The 18,477-nt window shown below is 64.9% G+C and carries 19 protein-coding genes and 1 tRNA gene; 8 read left to right on the top strand and 12 right to left on the bottom strand.

Translation table 11 applies throughout. From position 1 onward, the window contains the following. Positions 1 to 128: 128 nt before the first annotated feature. Positions 129 to 452: a hypothetical protein gene (locus tag M9955_09290; protein ID MCO5081834.1), complete on the bottom strand. Its 324-nt coding sequence runs from the start codon at positions 450 to 452 to the stop codon at positions 129 to 131. 25 nt (positions 453 to 477) lie between these two features. Between M9955_09290 and M9955_09295 the strand changes: the two genes are divergently transcribed. Continuing rightward, positions 478 to 1,740, top strand: a complete 1,263-nt coding sequence (locus M9955_09295) for a recombinase family protein (protein MCO5081835.1) — start codon at positions 478 to 480, stop codon at positions 1,738 to 1,740. Here the strand turns inward: M9955_09295 and M9955_09300 are convergent. After that, a tRNA-Arg gene (locus M9955_09300) sits at positions 1,711 to 1,787 on the bottom strand. The genes M9955_09295 and M9955_09300 overlap by 30 nt on opposite strands. A gap of 236 nt (positions 1,788 to 2,023) precedes the next feature. Next, positions 2,024 to 3,067 carry a D-alanyl-D-alanine carboxypeptidase gene (locus M9955_09305; GenBank protein MCO5081836.1) on the bottom strand — a complete coding sequence of 348 codons (1,044 nt, stop codon included), beginning with the start codon at positions 3,065 to 3,067 and terminating at the stop codon, positions 2,024 to 2,026. A 216-nt stretch (positions 3,068 to 3,283) separates the two neighbouring features. Here M9955_09305 and M9955_09310 point away from each other — a divergent pair, with 216 nt between their 5' ends. The 4 genes from M9955_09310 (at position 3,284) to M9955_09325 (ending at position 6,575) form a co-directional block, all read left to right on the top strand. Further along, entirely contained in the window at positions 3,284 to 4,372 is a 1,089-nt protein-coding gene (locus tag M9955_09310; protein ID MCO5081837.1) for a hypothetical protein, read from the top strand. Between the two features lie 80 nt (positions 4,373 to 4,452). After that, complete coding sequence (locus M9955_09315; protein ID MCO5081838.1) at positions 4,453 to 5,061, top strand: nucleoside triphosphate hydrolase; 609 nt, start codon at positions 4,453 to 4,455, stop codon at positions 5,059 to 5,061. A 114-nt stretch (positions 5,062 to 5,175) separates the two neighbouring features. After that, positions 5,176 to 5,880, top strand: a complete 705-nt coding sequence (locus M9955_09320; GenBank protein ID MCO5081839.1) for a glutathione S-transferase N-terminal domain-containing protein — start codon at positions 5,176 to 5,178, stop codon at positions 5,878 to 5,880. Then, the gene (locus M9955_09325) at positions 5,877 to 6,575 is read left to right on the top strand and encodes a hypothetical protein (GenBank protein ID MCO5081840.1); all 699 of its coding nucleotides are present in this window, start codon (positions 5,877 to 5,879) and stop codon (positions 6,573 to 6,575) included. The genes M9955_09320 and M9955_09325 overlap by 4 nt, the downstream gene beginning before the upstream one ends. 4 nt (positions 6,576 to 6,579) lie before the next feature. Here M9955_09325 and M9955_09330 read toward each other — a convergent pair whose 3' ends face one another. The 9 genes from M9955_09330 to dnaK form a co-directional block, all read right to left on the bottom strand. Further along, on the bottom strand, positions 6,580 to 7,194 hold the full coding sequence (locus M9955_09330) for a transglutaminase-like cysteine peptidase (GenBank protein ID MCO5081841.1): 615 nt from the start codon (positions 7,192 to 7,194) through the stop codon (positions 6,580 to 6,582). A 195-nt stretch (positions 7,195 to 7,389) separates the two neighbouring features. Then, positions 7,390 to 8,664: a polyhydroxyalkanoate depolymerase gene (locus tag M9955_09335; GenBank protein ID MCO5081842.1), complete on the bottom strand. Its 1,275-nt coding sequence runs from the start codon at positions 8,662 to 8,664 to the stop codon at positions 7,390 to 7,392. 167 nt (positions 8,665 to 8,831) lie between these two features. After that, entirely contained in the window at positions 8,832 to 9,125 is a 294-nt protein-coding gene (locus tag M9955_09340) for a DUF1330 domain-containing protein (GenBank protein ID MCO5081843.1), read from the bottom strand. Between the two features lie 26 nt (positions 9,126 to 9,151). Continuing rightward, positions 9,152 to 9,847 (bottom strand): orotidine-5'-phosphate decarboxylase, encoded by a 696-nt coding sequence (gene pyrF, locus M9955_09345; GenBank protein MCO5081844.1) that lies wholly within the window; start codon positions 9,845 to 9,847, stop codon positions 9,152 to 9,154. Continuing rightward, the gene (locus M9955_09350; GenBank protein MCO5081845.1) at positions 9,828 to 10,433 is read right to left on the bottom strand and encodes a phosphoglycerate mutase family protein; all 606 of its coding nucleotides are present in this window, start codon (positions 10,431 to 10,433) and stop codon (positions 9,828 to 9,830) included. The genes pyrF and M9955_09350 overlap by 20 nt, the downstream gene beginning before the upstream one ends. Next, the gene (locus tag M9955_09355; GenBank protein ID MCO5081846.1) at positions 10,430 to 11,029 is read right to left on the bottom strand and encodes an NAD(P)H-dependent oxidoreductase; all 600 of its coding nucleotides are present in this window, start codon (positions 11,027 to 11,029) and stop codon (positions 10,430 to 10,432) included. The genes M9955_09350 and M9955_09355 overlap by 4 nt, the downstream gene beginning before the upstream one ends. A gap of 116 nt (positions 11,030 to 11,145) precedes the next feature. Next, the gene (locus M9955_09360; GenBank protein MCO5081847.1) at positions 11,146 to 11,763 is read right to left on the bottom strand and encodes a class I SAM-dependent methyltransferase; all 618 of its coding nucleotides are present in this window, start codon (positions 11,761 to 11,763) and stop codon (positions 11,146 to 11,148) included. Positions 11,764 to 11,846: 83 nt separating this feature from the next. Beyond that, the gene (gene dnaJ / locus M9955_09365; GenBank protein MCO5081848.1) at positions 11,847 to 12,977 is read right to left on the bottom strand and encodes a molecular chaperone DnaJ; all 1,131 of its coding nucleotides are present in this window, start codon (positions 12,975 to 12,977) and stop codon (positions 11,847 to 11,849) included. 248 nt (positions 12,978 to 13,225) lie between these two features. Next, the gene (dnaK, locus tag M9955_09370; GenBank protein ID MCO5081849.1) at positions 13,226 to 15,139 is read right to left on the bottom strand and encodes a molecular chaperone DnaK; all 1,914 of its coding nucleotides are present in this window, start codon (positions 15,137 to 15,139) and stop codon (positions 13,226 to 13,228) included. A gap of 349 nt (positions 15,140 to 15,488) precedes the next feature. Between dnaK and M9955_09375 the strand changes: the two genes are divergently transcribed. The 3 genes from M9955_09375 to M9955_09385 are packed head-to-tail and all read left to right on the top strand — an operon-like array spanning position 15,489 to position 18,369. Then, entirely contained in the window at positions 15,489 to 16,406 is a 918-nt protein-coding gene (locus tag M9955_09375; protein MCO5081850.1) for an SMP-30/gluconolactonase/LRE family protein, read from the top strand. Then, positions 16,403 to 17,632 (top strand): alpha-hydroxy-acid oxidizing protein, encoded by a 1,230-nt coding sequence (locus tag M9955_09380; GenBank protein MCO5081851.1) that lies wholly within the window; start codon positions 16,403 to 16,405, stop codon positions 17,630 to 17,632. Before M9955_09375 ends, M9955_09380 begins: the two co-directional genes overlap by 4 nt. A gap of 47 nt (positions 17,633 to 17,679) precedes the next feature. Further along, positions 17,680 to 18,369 carry an RraA family protein gene (locus M9955_09385; GenBank protein ID MCO5081852.1) on the top strand — a complete coding sequence of 230 codons (690 nt, stop codon included), beginning with the start codon at positions 17,680 to 17,682 and terminating at the stop codon, positions 18,367 to 18,369. Positions 18,370 to 18,477 lie beyond the last annotated feature (108 nt).

Genomic DNA, 18,477 nt, shown 5'->3' on the forward strand with positions numbered 1-18,477 from the left:
CCCTCAAACCCCGCGCGAGGGATCGTCACCCGTATGGGCCGAGACCTCAGGGGCTCGGCGGTCAAGTCGCGCTTTAGCCGAAGGCGCGAGCGGACGGACCGTAGAGCCCGTCCCGAAGGGCGCGTCCTCTACCTCTCCCTCTCAAAATCATCCCGTCCACGCCGCCGCGAGCGCTGCCGCTCACTCTTCCGCTCCGCGCGCGATATCCGGATGGGCTCCTCCGTCCCGTCATCCCCGCCGTCACCGCCGCCATCCTCACTGCCAGCAGCCCGTGCGAAATCCCCCGGTAAATCCACCTCCTTAGCCCACGGCTCCTGCCGCTCCAGCGCCTCGCGATGCGCGTCTTTCAGGTCGATCTCAGCCGCATCAGGCTCCAGGCGCTTCTCCTCCTCCGCCATCCGCGCCCGCATAGCGCGTTCTTCATCACGCGCATGATCGCGTCCCGTCAGCATCACTCAAGACCTCGGCGATGATCCGATGAGCGTCATGGTCCGGCAGGTCTTTGCCCTGTTCGACGAATACCAGTCCAAGGAGAACGCGAAGCACGTTCTTCGCGCCATGCAGGAGAACGCCCGGCAGGGCTTCTGGAATGGCGCTGCCGCGCCTTATGGATACGCCATTGTGGCTGCGGAGCAGCGGGGAGCAAAAACCAAAAAGCGCCTCGCCATCGATGCCGTGGAGGCAGAGGTGGTGCGGCTCATGTTCCGCCTTGTCCACGAAGGCAACGGCACGAGCGGCCCACTCGGCATCAAAGCCCTTGCCTGCTACCTGAATGAACGGGGCTACCGCACCCGGCGCGGTGCGCGGTGGGGTATCGGCCCGCTCCACGCCCTTCTGACCAGCCCAACCTACAAAGGCGAGTACCGCTTCAACCGCAAAGTCTGGAAGACAAAGGAAGACAAGCCCGAAGCCGACCAGATCATGGTGGCAGTCGATCCCGTCATCAACCCTGCTCTGTTCGATGCCGTGCAGGCCCGCCTGAAATCCCGTAACCCGAAACAGACGCCGCCGCGCGTCGTCACCGGCCCCATTCTCCTGACGGGCCTTGCGACCTGCGCCAGCTGCGGCGGCGGCATGACGCTGCGCACGGGCAAGTCGGGCCGCTACCGCTACTACACCTGCGCCACCTGCGCCCAGCAGGGCAAGTCTGCCTGCCCGGGCCGGTCCGTCCCCATGGACAAGCTCGACCAGATTGTCACCGACCAGCTCAATGCATCACTATTCACGCCAGAACGAGTCCGAGCCATCCTTGGCGGGCTGATGGCACGGCAAGCCTCGCGCAGCGAAGACCATGCGCAGCGCCTGACGGCTCTTCAGAACAAAGTTGCAGATTGCGAAAGCCGCCTCTCACGGCTCTATGAGGCGATTGAGAACGGCATCGCCGATGCTTCCGATCCGACGCTGAAAGACCGGCTGGCGGCCCTCAAGACTGAACGCGACCAAGCGAAGGCCGCCAAGGACCGCGCCTTCGCCGAGCTTCAACCCGAGACCAGAATCACCGAAGAGAAGATCAGCGCCTTCGCCTCCCTCATGCGCGAGAACGTCGCCAACGGCGCCATCCCGTTCCGCCGCGCCTACCTGCGCTCTGTTATTGATCAGGTCGAAGTCGACGACACGGAAATCCGCATCCACGGGCGGCGGGACGTTCTGGAGCGGCTTGTGATGGGAAATGGGGCAACTCCGGCAGGAGTGCCCAGTTTTGTTCGTAAATGGCGCACCCGACAGGATTCGAACCTGTGACCTCTGCCTTCGGAGGGCAGCACTCTATCCAGCTGAGCTACGGGTGCCTGCGGAAATTCAACCGCACCGGCCGGATGGAATGCCGACCGTGAGCGGTTCATAGCCGAAGCTGCGCCCGCCTTCAACCGGGGATGGCGCATGCGCCGCAAGAACCGGGGCTCGAACAGCCGTCGTCAACTGGTAGGCTGCAAGAGACCGGACATGGTGGAACGCGGATGTCGACATGCTTCTTCGTTCCGGCATCCGATTGCTCTGGCCGGCGCTGCAGATTCCGAATGCCGGTCTATTCCGTGACGTCGAAACCGTCGCCCATTTCGTTCGTGGCAGCCGGATCAACCGCCGTGCCCGCGACCGGCGTGCCGGCGTCGACCGGTGTGCTGCCGGGCGGCTGGACGCCGGGCAGATCCTCTTCATCCAGCGGCTGCGTCGAGACGGGCTGGGTTGCCGGCGGTGCGATTGCGGGCACATTCGCCACGGCAGGTGCGCCGCGGACCGTGCCGGCGGGCAGGAAACGCTCGATGAGTTCGGCGACATGCGCGTCGCGCTCTCGCGCCGACTTGCCGCCCATGACCACGATGACCAGGCGCTTGCCGCGCCGACCGACCGAGGTGACGATGTTGAAGCCGGACGCCCTGATGTAGCCAGTCTTGATGCCATCCACGCCGTCGATCAGCAGCGTGCGGTTGTGGCCGGTGACGGTTCGACCCCGGAAGGCGAAGCTGCGCTGCGAGAAGTTCCCGTAATATTGGGGGAAGCGCTTTCTGAGCGCGATGCCCAGCACGGCCATGTCGCGGGCAGTCGTATGCTGTCTGTCGTCAGGCAGGCCGGACGCGTTGCGGAAGACCGTGCTGCTCATCCCTATGGAGCGCGCCTTGGCGGTCATCAGGGCGGCAAAGCGTTCCTCGCTGCCGCCGAGATATTCGCCGACGGCGGCGGCGACGTCGTTTGCCGACTTCACCGAAAGGGCGTTGACGGCGGAACGCACGTCGATCGTCGTGCCGCGCTTCAGCCCGAGCTTGCTCGGCGCCTGCGAGGCCGCGTGCGCCGAAACCGGTATCTCGCTCGACATCGAAAGGCGGCCGCTGTCGATCGCCTCGTAGAGCATGTAGAGCGTCATCATCTTGGTGAGGGAGGCCGGGAAGCGCGGGGCCGTCGCATTCGCCTGATATAGCATGCGGCCGTTGTTCCCGTCGACGACGATCGCGGCATATTTCTCCGAGGCGAGCGGCGGCGGCGTGGCGACGCTCAATGCTTCCGGCCCCGTGGTGCTGCATGACGCAAGCGCGCCGGCCATCATCAAGAGCGCAAGGAAGCGAATCAGCAGCATCGGATCGAGAAAGGACGCCCGCAAGAAGAGCCTCGCACCAGAGGAAGAGCCTGCGGCAGCCCCCCGCTGCCGGATGAATGCGTCGCTTGTACCGTACTTAACCTTGACAGTCCATTTACGACGCATCGTTCGTACGGCCGCGATGGCGGCGCCTGTCGCTTGCGCTGTCGGGCTGACCCGGCTACCTCGGACGAGCGTCGTGGGAGGGAGATCGGCATGGACAGTTTCGACTTTGACGCCGGGGGCATTTCAGTCTCGATCGATCTCGGCATCGGTCACGTTGCCGATCTGGCGATCGAAGCCGGCGGCCGAACTCTGCGGCCATTGCACCGTGCCCCCTGGATCGACGAACCGGCGACACAGGCGCTCGACATACCGGCGGGGACCAGGGGTCTTGCCGGCGATTTTCTATGCGCGCCCTTTTCCGCGAACGACATCGAACCTGCGCCCATACATGGATGGCCTGCCAATACGCCGTGGGAGGTGGTCGACAAGAACCCCTTGGCGGACGGCGTCAGCGTGCGGCTCAGGCTGCTGCGGCCGGTGCTTGGCGCGACAGTGGAGAAGACGCTGACGCTGCGCGACGGGCATCCGTTCCTCTATCAGGAGCACGCCTTTATCGGTGGCGCGGGCGAGTTGCCGGCGGCGCATCATCCGATGACGGTCATGCAAGCCGGAGGCCGCATCGCCTTCTCCCCAAAGCGGCTTGCCCTGACGCCGGACACGCCGCTGGAGCCCGATCCGTCGCGCGGACGCTACGCGCTTGCCTATCCGGCGCATGCCACCGATCTCACCGCGTTTCCGCGCGCCGATGGTGGCAGCTACGATCTCACCCTCTATCCGGCCGGTGGCCGCGAGGAGGATTTCGTGGTCCTCGTCGAGGACGCGCATGAAGGCCCGGGCTGGACGGCGGTCGCCCGCCAGGCGGAAGCAGATCTGTTCCTGGTGCTGAAAAATCCGGCGGAACTGCCGGTGACCATGTTGTGGCTCAGCAACGGCGGGCGCGATTATGCGCCATGGAACGGCCGCCATCGCGGCGTGCTCGGCATAGAGGATGGCCGCACGGCGCTCGGACACAAGGCGTCGCTTGGCGACAATGCGCTGAAGCGGCTCGGCATATCCACGAGTTTCACGCTGGACCCGGAGGGCGCGGTGCGGTTCCGCCATGTGATGGGCGCGCTGCCGCTCGCCGCCGGCAGCGACGCGCCGGTGACTGTGGAGCCGCGTGACGGCCATCTCCACGCCGCCTTTGCCGACGGCCGCACCGTTTCCGCGCCTTTCGATACCGCGTTCCTGAGCGTCTGAAGCAGGCTCCGGCGGCAGTCTGCAATTTTCCTCGGCTGTGGTGTTTGCTAGTCTGCGCAGTTGAAAGGAATGGTCGGATCATGTCTCAAATCTCCCATCTTGCCGCCACGATCTTCCGGCGCGGCGCCGGCGCGAACCGCATCGTCGTCGCTGTCGCCGGTCCGCCGGCGGCAGGCAAGTCGACCATTGCCGAGGAGATCGTCTCGCTTCTGCCAGCGGGATCGGCCGCCATCGTGCCGATGGACGGCTTCCACTACGATGATCGGGTTCTGGACCAGATCGGCTGGCGTCAGCGCAAGGGTGCCCCGGAAACGTTCGATTTCGATGGTTATGAGGTCCTCCTGAGGCGCCTGCGCGACGCAGACGCCGACGTCGCGGTGCCGCTCTTCGATCGTTCGATGGAGCTTTCGCGCGCGGCCGCCGCCATCGTGCCGAAGACGGTCAAGTTCATCGTCACGGAAGGCAACTATCTGCTGCTCGACGAGGAACCCTGGCGCAGGCTGGCGCCGCTGTTCGACATCACCATCTTTCTCGATGTGCCGCGCGACGAAGTGGACCGTCGGCTCGTGCAGCGCTGGATCGATTACGGCCGCGGCGTCGAGGCGGGGCGCGCCTGGATCGACCGCAACGATCTTCCGAATGTCGACCGTGTCCTCGGCAGGCGCCGTCCTGCCGATATCACCCTCTGACTGGACAGTCGCGGGTTTCCGACCACCGCTTTCCGGCGCGCTGGCGCATTGAACCTTGCGGCGGCATGCCTACTTCGCTTTCGGAATGCAGCAGTTTTCGATGAAGGAAGACCGATGACAAAGCTCTCCGATTTCGCCGTCGCGAGGCGTTGGCCGGCGCAGTTCCCCGACCGCATCCAGCTCTATTCCGCGCCGACGCCGAACGGCGTCAAGGTGTCGATCGCGCTGGAGGAGATGGGGCTCCCCTACGAGCCGCACTACGTCGACATCATGAAGAACGAGACGTGGAACGATGACTTCCTCGCGCTCAATCCGAACGGCAAGATTCCGGCGATCATCGATCCCGACGGCCCGGATGGAGAGCCGCTCGCGCTGTGCGAGTCCGGCGCGATCCTCGTCTATCTGGCGGAGAAGAGCGGTCGGCTGCTGCCCGAGGACCCGGCCAGACGCTACGAGACGCTGCAATGGATGTTCTTCCAGGTCGGCCATATCGGGCCGATGTTCGGGCAGGTCGGCTTCTTCCATAAATTCGCCGGACGCGAATACGAGGACAAACGTCCGCTCAACCGCTATCGCGATGAATCCATCCGTTTGCTGGGCGTCCTCGAGAAGCGCCTGGGCAGCCGACAGTGGCTGATGGGCGACGAATTTTCGATCGCCGACATCCAGACCTTCCCGTGGGTCCGCAACATGCGCGGCTTCTACGACGCAGGCGAACTGCTCGGTCTCGAGAACTTCCCGAAGACATATGAATGGGTCGACCGCGCCGCCGCACGACCAGCCTCCGTCAAGGGGCTGGAAACACCGGCGCGCAGTTGAATGAGGCGAAGGCTTACGCCTTCGCCGTTTTCTTCCGGGTTGTCTTCTTTTCGGAGTGCACGACGGAAGCCGCCTTGGCCGCAGCGCCCTTGGCAGCACCCTTTGCCGCCTTTACGGCATCCATCGCCGCGTCTTCGGCGGTCCTCACCGCGCTTTTGGCGGACTTGACGGCGTCCTTTGCCGCTCCCTTGGCGGTCTTCACCGCGCCACGCGCGGTTTTGACCGCTTCCTTGGCCGTCTTCCTCACCGTTCCGATTACCGTTTCGGCTATCGAATGCTCGGATTTGGCGGATTTCTTCGGAGCAGCCTTCTTTGGAGCCGCAGCTTTTTTTACAGCGGTTGTTGCCTTGGAAGCGCTTTTCGCCGCCGCAGGCTTTGCGGCTTTCACGGCTGCTTTCGGTGCTGCCGCTTTCTTTGCGGCCGGCTTGGCTGATACCTTCGCCGGAGACTTCGCTGCCGCAGGCTTGGCGGCTGCTTTCGGCTTCGCGGCTGCCGCGGGTTTGGCCGCCGGCTTCTTCGCGGAAGCAGATGCGTCCTTGGTACGCCCGGCAAGCGACGCGGCGGCACCGGTCTTCGGGGATGCGGATTTCGATGCTTTGGCCATGGAACAGGTTCCCTCAGGAGCAAACACGCGGTTTACACAAACGGGAACCGGTACAATCGGTTCCAAAAACGCAGCAAAGGCAGCGGCTTGAGCCGCTAATTGCTGACTGAGCCGACCAACGTCTGGTCGCCGTCCTGTATCGACACCCAGCGGCCCGTATTCTGCGCCGACTGCCGCTTCAGGAAGCGGTAGCCCGTATGGTCCCATGGCAGAACTTCGGGATTGAGGTTGTCGAGAATGAAATCACCCCTGTCCGTGCGCACGGTCAGGATTGCATGTCCTTCGCCATCGGCCTTGCGCACGACGGTCATCAGCAGATTGGCGAGGGAAATGCCGCGCTGGGCCAGCGCACGCCGCTTCTCCAGCGCGTAGTCCTCGCAATCGCCGACGCCGTTGGGATAGGCCCAGGTCTCGTCCTTGCCGTAGATGTCGATGTCGCTCATCGGCTTGACGGCGGAATTCACCGCTTCGTTCACGCCGACGATCTGCCGCCACGTCGCATCCGTCAGCCTGAGCGGCTTCTGGTCGCGCGGGCGGATGGAGCATTCCTCGGGGTTGGCCTGGCAGAATTCGTAGTGGCCGATCGGCTGCGACGTGAAGCTGCCGACGGTCATGGAGCCGGCGCTTGCGGAAGAGGCGGCCGACGCGATGGCCAGAAGAGCCGCGCCCGCTGCAATCACCCCATACCGTCGCTTTGGTGACGATATCATCCGTCGGCCCGCCCGCCCTGCGAGTTATCGTTAAGGAAGCGTTAAATATTCTGCGTCGGCTGTCAATTTGGGTGGCGCCACAATCTGCGCAAATGGTTTATGCCGCCGCGCTCGACTGTCGGCAGGGTGTCATTATTGCAACAAATGGAGAGTCGTTGCGGATTTCAGCCGCGCATAATGCCGGCGGAAGACGAATCAGGCCTTCGCCGGGCGAACCAGCTTGAGGTTTGCCGAGCCGCGTTTCGCGGATGCATGGCTGCGCATGAAATCGACCATGCGCGGCGCGATCTCGGCGCGGAAGCGAGAGCCGTTGAAGACGCCGTAGTGGCCGACGACCGGCTGCATGTAATGCGCGCGCCGTTCGGCGGGGATGTTGATGCAAAGATCGTGCGCCGCCTTCGTCTGGCCGAGTCCGGAAATGTCGTCGTTCTCGCCCTCGACCGTGAACAGGGCGACGTTGCGCACCGCAGAGAGATCGACCGGTTCGCCGCGATGGACCATCTCGCCCTTCGGCAGCAGATGCCGGATAAAGACCGTGTCCACGGTCTGGAGATAGAATTCGGCCGTCAGGTCCATGACCGCGAGATACTCGTCGTAGAACTCCCGGTGCTTGACGGCGCTGTCGCCGTCGTTCTTCACCAGCTGGGTGAAGTAGTCCTTGTGGGCGATGATGTGCCGGTCGAGATTCATCGCCATGAACCCGGAGAGCTGCAGGAAGCCCGGATAGACGCGCCTGAGAAAGCCGGGGTTCGGCCACGGCACCCGCATGATGACATTGTCCTGGAACCATCGCAGGTCCTTGGTCTGCGCCAGTTCGTTGACGGCCGTGGGATTGCGCCGCGTGTCGATCGGTCCGCCCATCAGCGTCATCGTGGCTGGCACAAGGCGATCGCCTCGCGCCTCCATCAGCGCCACAGCCGCCAGCACCGGCACCGAGGGTTGGCATACGCCGACCACATGGGTGTCGGGCCCGAGCGCATGCAGCATGTCGATCACATATTCGATGTAGTCGTCGAGATCGAAATCGCCGGCCGCCACCGGCACCATGCGGGCGTCCGCCCAGTCCGTGATATAGACCTCGCAGTGCGGAAGCAGGGCCTCGACCGTGCCGCGCAGCAGCGTCGCATAGTGCCCGGACATCGGCGCGACGAGGAGGACCTTCGGGTCCGGCTTGCGCTTCGCCGGCAGGTCGCGACGGAAATGGATCAGGTCGCAGAACGCGCGCCGCCAGACGATCTCCTCGGTCACGTCGACCTTCTTCCAGTCGACCTCCGTCTGCTTGAGGTCGAAGCTCGGCTTGCCGTAGCGACGCGTCGTCCGCTCGAAAAGCTCGGCCGACGCGGCGATCGTGCGGCCGAGCGCCGTATGCGAAAGCGGGTTGAGCGGATTGGAGTAGGCAAGCCTCACCGCATCCGCGTAAGCCCGGAAAGGCTGCAGCGCGGCATGATTGAGTTCATAAAGCTGGTACATTCCCGATCCTGTCGTCCGGGCGCTGTCCCGACGCAGCCCGGCATGATTTCAACGAGAACGTAGCATCGAACCGCCCGGTTGCAAGGCGTGACGCTGCGTCATCGCCTGTCATGATCGGCGCGAAAGCGTTGAAAATCCGTTCCGGCGCCGTAGCGGTCGTGGATTCCTCAGCCGTCGACACCTTCGACGAGCACGATCTCGCCTGCGGCATGCTTTTGCCGGATGGAGGCGGCGTGCTGGTATTCAGGCGAATGGTAGCAGTCGTGCGCGGCCTGCAGGGAGGCAAACTCGATCACCACGTTGCGGGCCCGGCCCGGTCCCTCCGCCGCCTCCGAACGGCCGCCCCGGGCAAGGAATGTGGCGCCGTATTTGTCGAAGGCGAGCTTTGCCGCCGCGACGTAGTCCTTGTAGCCCTCCGGGTCGCGGACGTCGACGCGGGCAATCCAATAGGCTTTCGGCATGTCTCTCTCCCGGCTTTCATGAGCCTTTATGCGCGCGCCATCTCGGCCAGGACGGCCTCGGCCGCGGTGCGCCTGTCGGGCGCACCGACGATGGGCCGCCCGACGACGAGATGGCTTACCCCGGCGCGGATCGCGTCCAGCGGTGTCACGACGCGTTTCTGGTCGCTATGGTCCGCTCCCGCCGGACGGATACCCGGCGTCACGACCGCCAGTTCGGGACCGACGACCTTTCGCACCGCTGCCGCCTCCGCCGCCGAGCAGACGATGCCGCCCATACCGGCGTTCAGCGCCTGCTCCGCGCGCCGGAGCACCAGCGTGTGCGGATCGTATTCATAGCCGGCATCGATCACGTCCTGCTCGTCCATCGAGGTGAGCACCGTCACCGCCAGCAGGCACAGACCGCTGCCGCGCGCCGCCTCGACGGCCGCCCTCATCGCCTTCGGATAGGCGTGCAGCGTCAGCATCGTCATGCCCATCCTGGCGATGTTCTCGACGCCCTTGGCCACCGTGTTGTCGATGTCGAGCAGCTTCATGTCGAGAAAGACCTGCTTGCCGCCGCTGGCAAGCTCCCGCGCGAAGTCGAGGCCGCCCGCGAAGGCGAGCTGGTAGCCCACCTTGAAGAAGGCCGCCGTCCCTTCGAGGTCCCGCACCACCGCCTCTGCATGCGCGACGGTCGGCACGTCGAGCGCCACGATCAGCCGGTCACGCATGTCGCCCGTCATTTCCCGCTCCGTCGAATTCTTCTACCGGAGTCCATTCGCAGAGGAGTCGGCGTGTCGCAAGGCCGAAGGCGAAGACATTGCCGCCGCCCGTGGGTTGATCCTCGCTTCGCGAGATCGCCCGGTCCGCAATGTGGCATTTCAGCAGCGTGCCGACGGCGCCATGGCCGACGAAAAGCACAGCTCTGTCGCAACCGTGCCGTGCAAGCGTCCGTTCGACGGCAGAGACGATCCGGCTCTGCGCGTCGACCGCGCTCTCCCATCCACTCCAGCTTGTCTGCGGATGGCAAAAGAATTCGTCTGCGGCGGCCTCGAAACGATCGGGCTGCAGAAAGCCGGTGGACGAACGATCATTCTCGCCCATCTCGGCCTGTATCTCTACCGTCGCGCCTCGCCTCGCCGCGATGATCTCTGCCGTCTCGACGGCCTTTCGTTCCTCGCTGCTGACAATCCGGCTGATATTGGTCAGCCACCCCCTCTCAGCGATCGCCACGATACGGGCATGTCCCCTTGTCGAGAGACGCCATTGGGGCACGGGTATATCTGGATCGACCTCAACCTGCGGGTGGGTGAGATAGTAGCCGATCAATGCTGAACCCGGGTCGTGAGCAGCCTGGCGTGTTCGATCAGCGTGCGGCACAGACGCTCCATCCCCTTGCGCAGCCGTTCCTCCCGGAATGCGCCGTTCTCGTCGAAGGCCTCGCCGCCGTTCGGTACGGATACCTGCGGCGAGATCACCTCCATGCCGATATGCGAGAGGATGGCCCGCAGATGGATGATGCAGCGTATCCCGGCGAAATGGCCGTTGGAGGACGAGCACAGGCCGACGACCTTCCCCGGATAAGGCTTGAGCGGCCTGCCGCCGTCCTTTGAAATGCGGCTCACCCAGTCGATGGTGTTCTTGAGCAGGGGCGGCAGCGAACCATTGTATTCCGGCGTGCAGATAAGCAGCGCATCATGGGAGGCGAACAGCCTTGCCAGCTTGTATGCGTTGTCCGGAATGCCTTCCTCGCGTTCCAGATCCTCGCTCATCAGCGGCAGCGGATAGTCGGCCAGCGTTATGCGGGTGACCTCGGCGCCTTGCAGCGCAAGTTCGAGCTGGGCGCAGTCGGCAACCTTGCCGCTATAGGCGCCGACCCGCGTCGAGCCGGCGAAGACGAGGGTTTTGGGAATCAATACCGTCATGCTCCGGGGATGTCTGTGAAGCCGAAACGCAAGGAGCAGTTAACGCCAAATCGCACGACCGGCAACCGCGCTCGATAGGACGGCCTCCGTCATCTTCCGCTCGTTGAACCGCCGCGTCAGTTGGGTCGGCGGCGATAGATCCAGAGCTGCGTCGGGGGGATGTTGCGCAGGATGAAGCGGAAATGCTCCACCGTATAGTTGCCGCGCCCCGGCGGCACGGGCGATTTCGGCCCGTATGTCAGCTGCACGATCGGCCGCCCGGCGGGAATGCGATCGAGAAGGTCCTCGATGTACCGGACGCGCGCGGCGACCGGAAAATTGAGCAGCGGCACGCCCGATATGACCGAATCGAACGTTGCATCGCGCAGCCCGCCCAGTGTCTCGTCAAGATTGAAGGCGTCGCCCTCGATCACATTGACGCCCTTGAAGTGGCTGCGCAGATGCCGCACGAACTCCGGCGAATACTCCACTGCGTAAAGATCACCGGGTTTGACGCCGCGGGCCAGGATCGCCTTGGTGATGACACCGGTGCCGGGTCCGAGTTCCAGCACCGGCATGCCGGAATCGGGATCGATGACCGAGGCCATTTTCCTGGCGGTGATCGAACTTGTCGGAATGATCGATCCGACGGCTCTCGGTCTGTGCAGCCAACCCTTGAAGAATTTGACCTCTTCGTCGAACCGTTCCGCGAGCGTCTTCCTGCGCGCGCTGCTGAGGCCATTCATCCGGCTGATTCTCCATTACGCAACGTCAAGGTCATCTATAGAGCGCGGCGGAATTGCGGCAAGGCGGGACCGCGGCGGAACCTGTCCAAATCCTACTCGCCGAACGATTCGAAGAAGTCCTTCATGCGCGAGAAGAACCCGCTCGACTGCGGCGAATTCTCCTTCGAGGACAGTTTCTCGAACTCCTCGAGCAGTTCGCGCTGGCGCTTGGAAAGGTTCTGCGGGGTCTCGATCGCGACCTGGATGTAGAGGTCGCCCACCTGCGGCTGGCGCAGCACCGGCATGCCCTTGCCCTTGAGACGGAACTGACGGCCGTTCTGCGTGCCTTCCGGCACCTTCACCCGCGTCTGCGTGCCGTCCAGCGTCGCCACCTCGAACTGTCCGCCGAGCGCGGCCGTCGTCATCGAGATCGGCACCTTGCAGTAGAGGTCGGCGCCGTCGCGCTGGAAGAGCTCGTGCGGCTTCACCGAGAGGAAGATGTAGAGATCGCCCGGAGGCCCGCCGCGCAGGCCGGCCTCGCCTTCGTTGGCCAGCCTGATGCGCGTGCCGTCCTCGATGCCCGCCGGAATGTTGACCGACAGCGATTTTTCCTCGACCACCCGGCCTTGGCCGGAGCACTTGGTGCAGGGGTCCTTGATCGTCGTACCGCGCCCGTTGCAGGCCGGGCAGGTGCGCTCGATGGAGAAGAAGCCCTGGCTCGCGCGCACCTTGCCGTGGCCGTGGCACATGGCGCAGGTAACCGGCTGCGTGCCCGGCTTGGCTCCCGATCCGGAGCATTCCGTGCAGGCGATGGATGCAGGCACGCGGATCTGCGCCGTCTTGCCCGCGAAGGCTTCCTCCAGCGTGATCTCCATATTGTAGCGCAGGTCGGCGCCGTGCTCGCGCCCGCCGGGGCCGCGCCTCTGGCGGCCGCCCATCATCTCGCCGAAGATGTCCTCGAAGATGTCGGTGAAGCCGCCGGCGCCGAAGCCTCCCGCTCCCCGCGCGCCCATGCCGCCATTCTCGAAGGCCGCATGGCCGAAGCGATCGTAGGCCGCGCGCTTCTGCGGGTCCTTCAGGCACTCATAGGCTTCGTTGATTTCCTTGAACTTGTGCTCGCAGGCCGCGTCGCCGGGATTGCGATCGGGGTGGAACTGCATGGCGAGCTTGCGGAAAGCGCTCTTCAGTTCCTTGTCGTCGGCGCTCTTCTGGACGCCCAGTGTTTCGTAGAAGTCGGCTTTCATTCTGTCCCGCTGCCCTTGGAAAAGAGGGAAAGCAATCGTCGGGCGCCTCCGGCGCCGGGTTGGCCCCGATTTAGTGAGCCGAATCGCGCAATGCCATAGCCGGCAAAGGGACGAAAGGCTTTTTGCGCAATGAATGGCCGAGCGGCAACATCACCCGCGCGGCATGGTCCATCCCGCGGCGCGAGGCCGGGCAAAAAGAAGGGCCCGGACGTGCCGAGCCCTTCGTTGGTTCGATTGTTCACCTGACGTCAGGCCGACTTCTTCTTGTCGTCGTCGTCGATTTCCTCGAAGTCGGCATCCACCACATCGCTGTCCTTGGCTGCATCGGCCTTGGCGTCGGCTTCCGCCGCCTCCTTTTGCGAGGCCTCGTACATGGCCTGGCCGAGCTTCATCGACACTTCGGCGAGCGTCTGCGACTTCGCCTGGATGTCGTCGGCGTCGTCGCCTTCCGTCGCGGTCTTCAGCGCGGCGATGGCGTCGGCGATCGCGGTGCGATCGGTCTCCGAAACCTTGTCGCCATAGTCCTTGAGCGACTTCTCCGAGGAGTGGATCAGGGCTTCCGCCTGGTTGCGTGCTTCGACCAGCGCCTTGCGCTTCTTGTCACTCTCGGCGTTCGCCTCGGCGTCCTTCACCATCTTCTCGATGTCGGCGTCGCTGAGACCGCCCGAAGCCTGGATGCGGATCTGGTGCTCCTTGCCGGTGCCCTTGTCCTTGGCCGAGACGTTGACGATGCCGTTGGCGTCGATGTCGAAGGTGACCTCGATCTGTGGCACGCCGCGCGGCGCGGGCGGGATGCCGACCAGATCGAACTGGCCGAGCGCCTTGTTGTCGGCCGCCATCTCGCGTTCGCCCTGGAAGACCCGGATCGTCACCGCGTTCTGGTTGTCCTCGGCGGTGGAGAAGACCTGGCTCTTCTTGGTCGGGATCGTCGTGTTACGCTCGATCAGGCGGGTGAATACGCCGCCCAGCGTCTCGATGCCCAGCGACAGCGGGGTCACGTCGAGCAGCAGCACGTCCTTGACGTCGCCCTGCAGCACGCCGGCCTGGATCGCGGCGCCGATGGCGACGACCTCGTCCGGATTGACGCCCTTGTGCGGCTCCTTGCCGAAGAACTGCTTCACCACCTCCTGGACCTTCGGCATGCGGGTCATGCCGCCGACCAGCACCACTTCGTCGATCTCGCCCGGCTTCAGGCCGGCATCCTTGAGCGCGGCCTTGCAGGGATCGATCGTGCGCTGCACGAGGTCGTCCACCAGCTGCTCGAACTTGGCGCGGGTGAGCTTCATCGTCAGATGCTTCGGACCGGTCTGGTCCGCCGTGATGAAGGGCAGGTTCACCTCGGTCTGGGCCGAGGACGAGAGCTCGATCTTCGCCTTCTCGGCCGCCTCCTTGAGGCGCTGCAGCGCGAGCTTGTCGTTCTTCAGGTCGATGCCCTGCTCCTTCTTGAACTCCGCCGCCAGATATTCGACCAGACGCATGTCGAAGTCCTCGCCGCCGAGGAAGGTGTCGCCGTTTGTCGACTTCACCTCGAACACGCCGTCGCCGATCTCCAGCACGGAGATGTCGAAGGTGCCGCCGCCGAGATCATAGACCGCGATGGTCTTGCCTTCCTTCTTGTCGAGGCCGTAGGCGAGCGCGGCCGCGGTCGGCTCGTTGATGATACGCAGCACCTCGAGGCCGGCGATCTTGCCGGCATCCTTGGTGGCCTGGCGCTGGGCGTCGTTGAAATAGGCGGGAACTGTGATGACGGCCTTCTCGACCTTCTCGCCGAGATAGGCTTCCGCCGTCTCCTTCATCTTCTGCAGGATCGCGGCCGAGACCTGCGACGGGGACTGCTTCTTGCCGCCCACCTCGACCCAGGCGTCGCCATTGTCGCCCTTGACGATCTTGTAGGGGACGAGCTTCTTGTCCTTGTCGGTCACCGGATCGTCGTAGCGCCGGCCGATGAGACGCTTCACCGCGAAGATGGTGTTTTCCGGATTGGTGACGGCCTGACGCTTGGCCGGCTGGCCGACGAGGCGTTCGCCGTCGCCGGTGATCGCGAAGATCGACGGCGTGGTGCGCGCGCCTTCCGCATTCTCGATGACCTTCGCGTCCTTGCCGTCCATGACGGCGACGCAGGAGTTGGTCGTTCCGAGGTCGATACCGATAACTTTTGCCATTTCTCTAGTCTCTCCTTCAAGCAGGCCGTCGGGACCCAATGAGGCGTTCCGGGGACGGCCCCCGTTCACTGGAAATTCCGCGAAAACGACATGCTTTTCAGCCGGCTTGCGCGGTTGCCGCGTATATAAGAACAGCATTTCGGGCGCGCAAGCGGCCTGTGAAGAACTTCATGCCGGCGCTCTACGACATTTCGCTCCATAGCCGCCGGCGTGGCCCGCACGTTTTTCGGCGCGACGCGCCACCACGGTCTTGACGCGCCGGCATGCCGCGGGATCAACATGTGGAAGAGCCGGCTGCCCGATCCGCGGCCGGTCCTCTGCCTGACGCTGGGAGGAGCGTGTGTCGGAGATGACGAAGGCGGTGGCCGAAACCGTCGCGACAGGTCTCGGCTGGCCGGAAGGGCCGACGGTGCTGCCGGACGGGCGCATCGTTCTGGTCGAAAGCTACCGCAGCCAGCTTACCGCCGTCGATCCCCGGACAGGCAAGGCACAGCGCTTCGCCTATGTCGCCGGCGCGCCGAATTCCTGCGTCCTGGGCTCGGACGGCGCCATGTATGTCTGCCAGAACGGCGGCACCACCGGCCCCTGGCGCGCGGCGGAGATGACGACGCCGTCGATCCAGCGCGTGCGCGAGGGCGGCAGCGCCGAGATCATCCTTACGGAAGTCCAAGACATAAGGCTGAACGGGCCGAACGACCTCGTCTTCGCGCCGGACGGGCGGCTGGTCTTCACCGATCCTGGAACCTACGATCCGAAGAATCCGGACCCGAGCTATATTTTCGCGCTGAATCCGGACGGCAGCGCCGACGTGGCGGTGCGCTTCGACCGGCCGACATTCCCCAACGGCCTCGCGGTGGAGGCCGATGGCTCCATCGTCTGGGCGGAATCCTACACCGGCCATGTCTGCCGCCAGCGGCCGGACGGCCGCCGCGAGGATCTCGGCCGCCTGCCGGGCGACAATCCCGTTCCCGACGGCATGAAGATCGGCGCCGATGGCCGGCTCTACGTCACCGACATCGTTGCCTGTGGCATCCATGTGCTCACCCCGGAGGGCAGGGCGGAAGCCTTCCTTCCATGCGCGAAGGCGACGACCAACTGCGCCTTCGACGGCGAGACGCTTTGGGTCACCAATGCCGGGGTTCTGGCCGAGGGATCGGAAGCCTCCTTTGGCGGTACCCTGATCCGGCTGCACGTGCCGGGCGGCGGAGCGCCGACGCATTACGGCGCGATCGAAATTGGGCCGGTCGAAAGCGGGTCCGTCGCATGAACCCCGCGCCGCGTTCCGGGAAAGCGTCGGCACCTGTCGTTGCTCCGCCTGTTCCCGTCGAGCCCTATGTGCCGACCCCCGCGCTCAAAAATCTCTATAGCGTGGCGGAAGTGCGCAATGCGGCGCGCCGCGTGCTGCCGCGTCCGGTCTTCGATTTCGGCGACGGCGGCGCGGAAGACGAGCGCACGCTTCGCCGCAACGAAGCGGCCTTCGAGGATGTCGCGCTGCTTCCGCGTCCGTTGAACGGCGCCGCCGTGCGCGATCTTTCCGTCACCTTGTTCGGCCGCCGGCTGAGCATGCCGCTCGGCGTCGGTCCGACCGGCATATCCGGTCTGTTCTGGCCGGATGGCGAATGCGAATCCGCGCGAGCCGCGAGCGCCGCCGGGGTTCCCTATATCGCCAGCCACGGCTCTGTCTGCCGGCTCGAGGACATCGCCGCCACCAACTCCGACCCGCGCTGGATGCAGGTCTTCGTCTACACGGATCGCGGCTTCACCCGCGAGATGATCGAGCGCGCGCAGGCGGCGGGTTACGAGGCGCTGGTGCTCACCGTTGACAACCAGCTTCTCGGCAATCGCGAGCGCGACATCCGCAACGGTTTTTCGATCCCGCCGCGTTTCGGTGTCGCCGGAACGATCGCAGCCGGCACCAAGCTGGAATGGCTGATGCGCATGCGGTCGACTTTGCCGAAGATCACCTTCGGCAACTATCTGAAGCCGGGCGAGAAGGCCGAACTGGCCGCCGTCGCCGCCCGCATGGGCAGCCTGCTCGATCCCGCCCTTTCATGGCAGGAGGTCGACTGGATACGCTCCTTCTGGAAAGGCCCGATGCTGCTCAAGGGCATCCTGCACCCCACCGAGGCGAGCGAGGCGGTGGCGCGCGGCATGGACGGCGTCGTCGTGTCCAACCATGGCGGCCGGCAGCTCGACGGCGCGGCATCGTCCTTCGACGCGCTGCCTGCCGTCGCGGAGGCCGTCGACGGGCGCATTCCCGTCCTGTTCGACGGCGGCCTGCGCCGGGGCGCCGATGTGGTCAAAGCGCTGGCGCTCGGGGCGTCTTTCTGCCTGATCGCCCGGCCGCAGCTCTGGGGCCTCGCCGTCGCCGGACAGGTCGGCGTCCGCCACGTGCTCGAACTCTATCGCAAGGAGATCGACCGCGCGATGGGGCTGATGGGCGCGAAGGCGATAGGCGAGATCGGTCCGGACAGCGTGATGCGATTGAGATGACGAGCCGTCCCGGCCCGGATTTCCATGTCTTCGAATGAGGTTCCTGCATGATCACCGACCCGCCGATCCTGACCATCAGGCGCAATTTCGAACGCCCGACCGCCGCGCTGGTCGAGGCGTTTCGCGGCGTCCCGACCGGCTATCTGGTCGACGCCATGCAGGGACGCGGCTGCCTCGGACCCGCAATCCGCCCGCTGCTCTCCGAGCGGTCGAGCCTTGTCGGCGTCGCCGTCACCTGCCATGCCGGCCCCGCTGACAATCTGGCGGTCTTCGGCGCGCTCGAAGTCCTGCGGCAAGGCGACGTCATCGTCGCCTGCACCGACGCCTTCATGAAGACGTCCGTGACCGGCGACCTGCTCCTCGGCATGGCGCGCAATCTCGGCGCCGCCGGTTTCGTCACCGACGGTCTGGTGCGCGACCTTGCCGGCATCGAGGCCGTAGGCCTGCCGGTCTATTGCGCGGGGCTCACCGCCAACTCGCCGGTGCGCAACGGCCCTGGCACCGTCGGCTTCCCCGTCGTCATCGGCGACGCCGCCGTCGATCCGGGCGATATTCTGGTCGGCGATCGCGACGGCGTCGTCGTCGTGCCGCGATTGCGGGCGGAGGCGGTGCTCGCCGCGCTCGACGGCATAAAGGCGGCCGAACGCGCGCTGGAAGCGAAAGTCAATGCAGGCCTTGGCGTTCCGGATTTCATCAGGACGATCCTCGATTCCGGCCGCACGCGTTTCGTGGATTGAACACGAGTCGTTGACTGACGCGCCGGCCAACTTATCTTCCTCTTCGGCGCTGGGTGCTTCGCGCCCCCAAGGGGCGCCACTAGGGGCTTAACCGGAAGATATACAATC

The organism is Rhizobiaceae bacterium (assembly GCA_023953845.1).
In the GTDB taxonomy this organism is placed as follows: Bacteria; Pseudomonadota; Alphaproteobacteria; order Rhizobiales; family Rhizobiaceae; genus Arvimicrobium.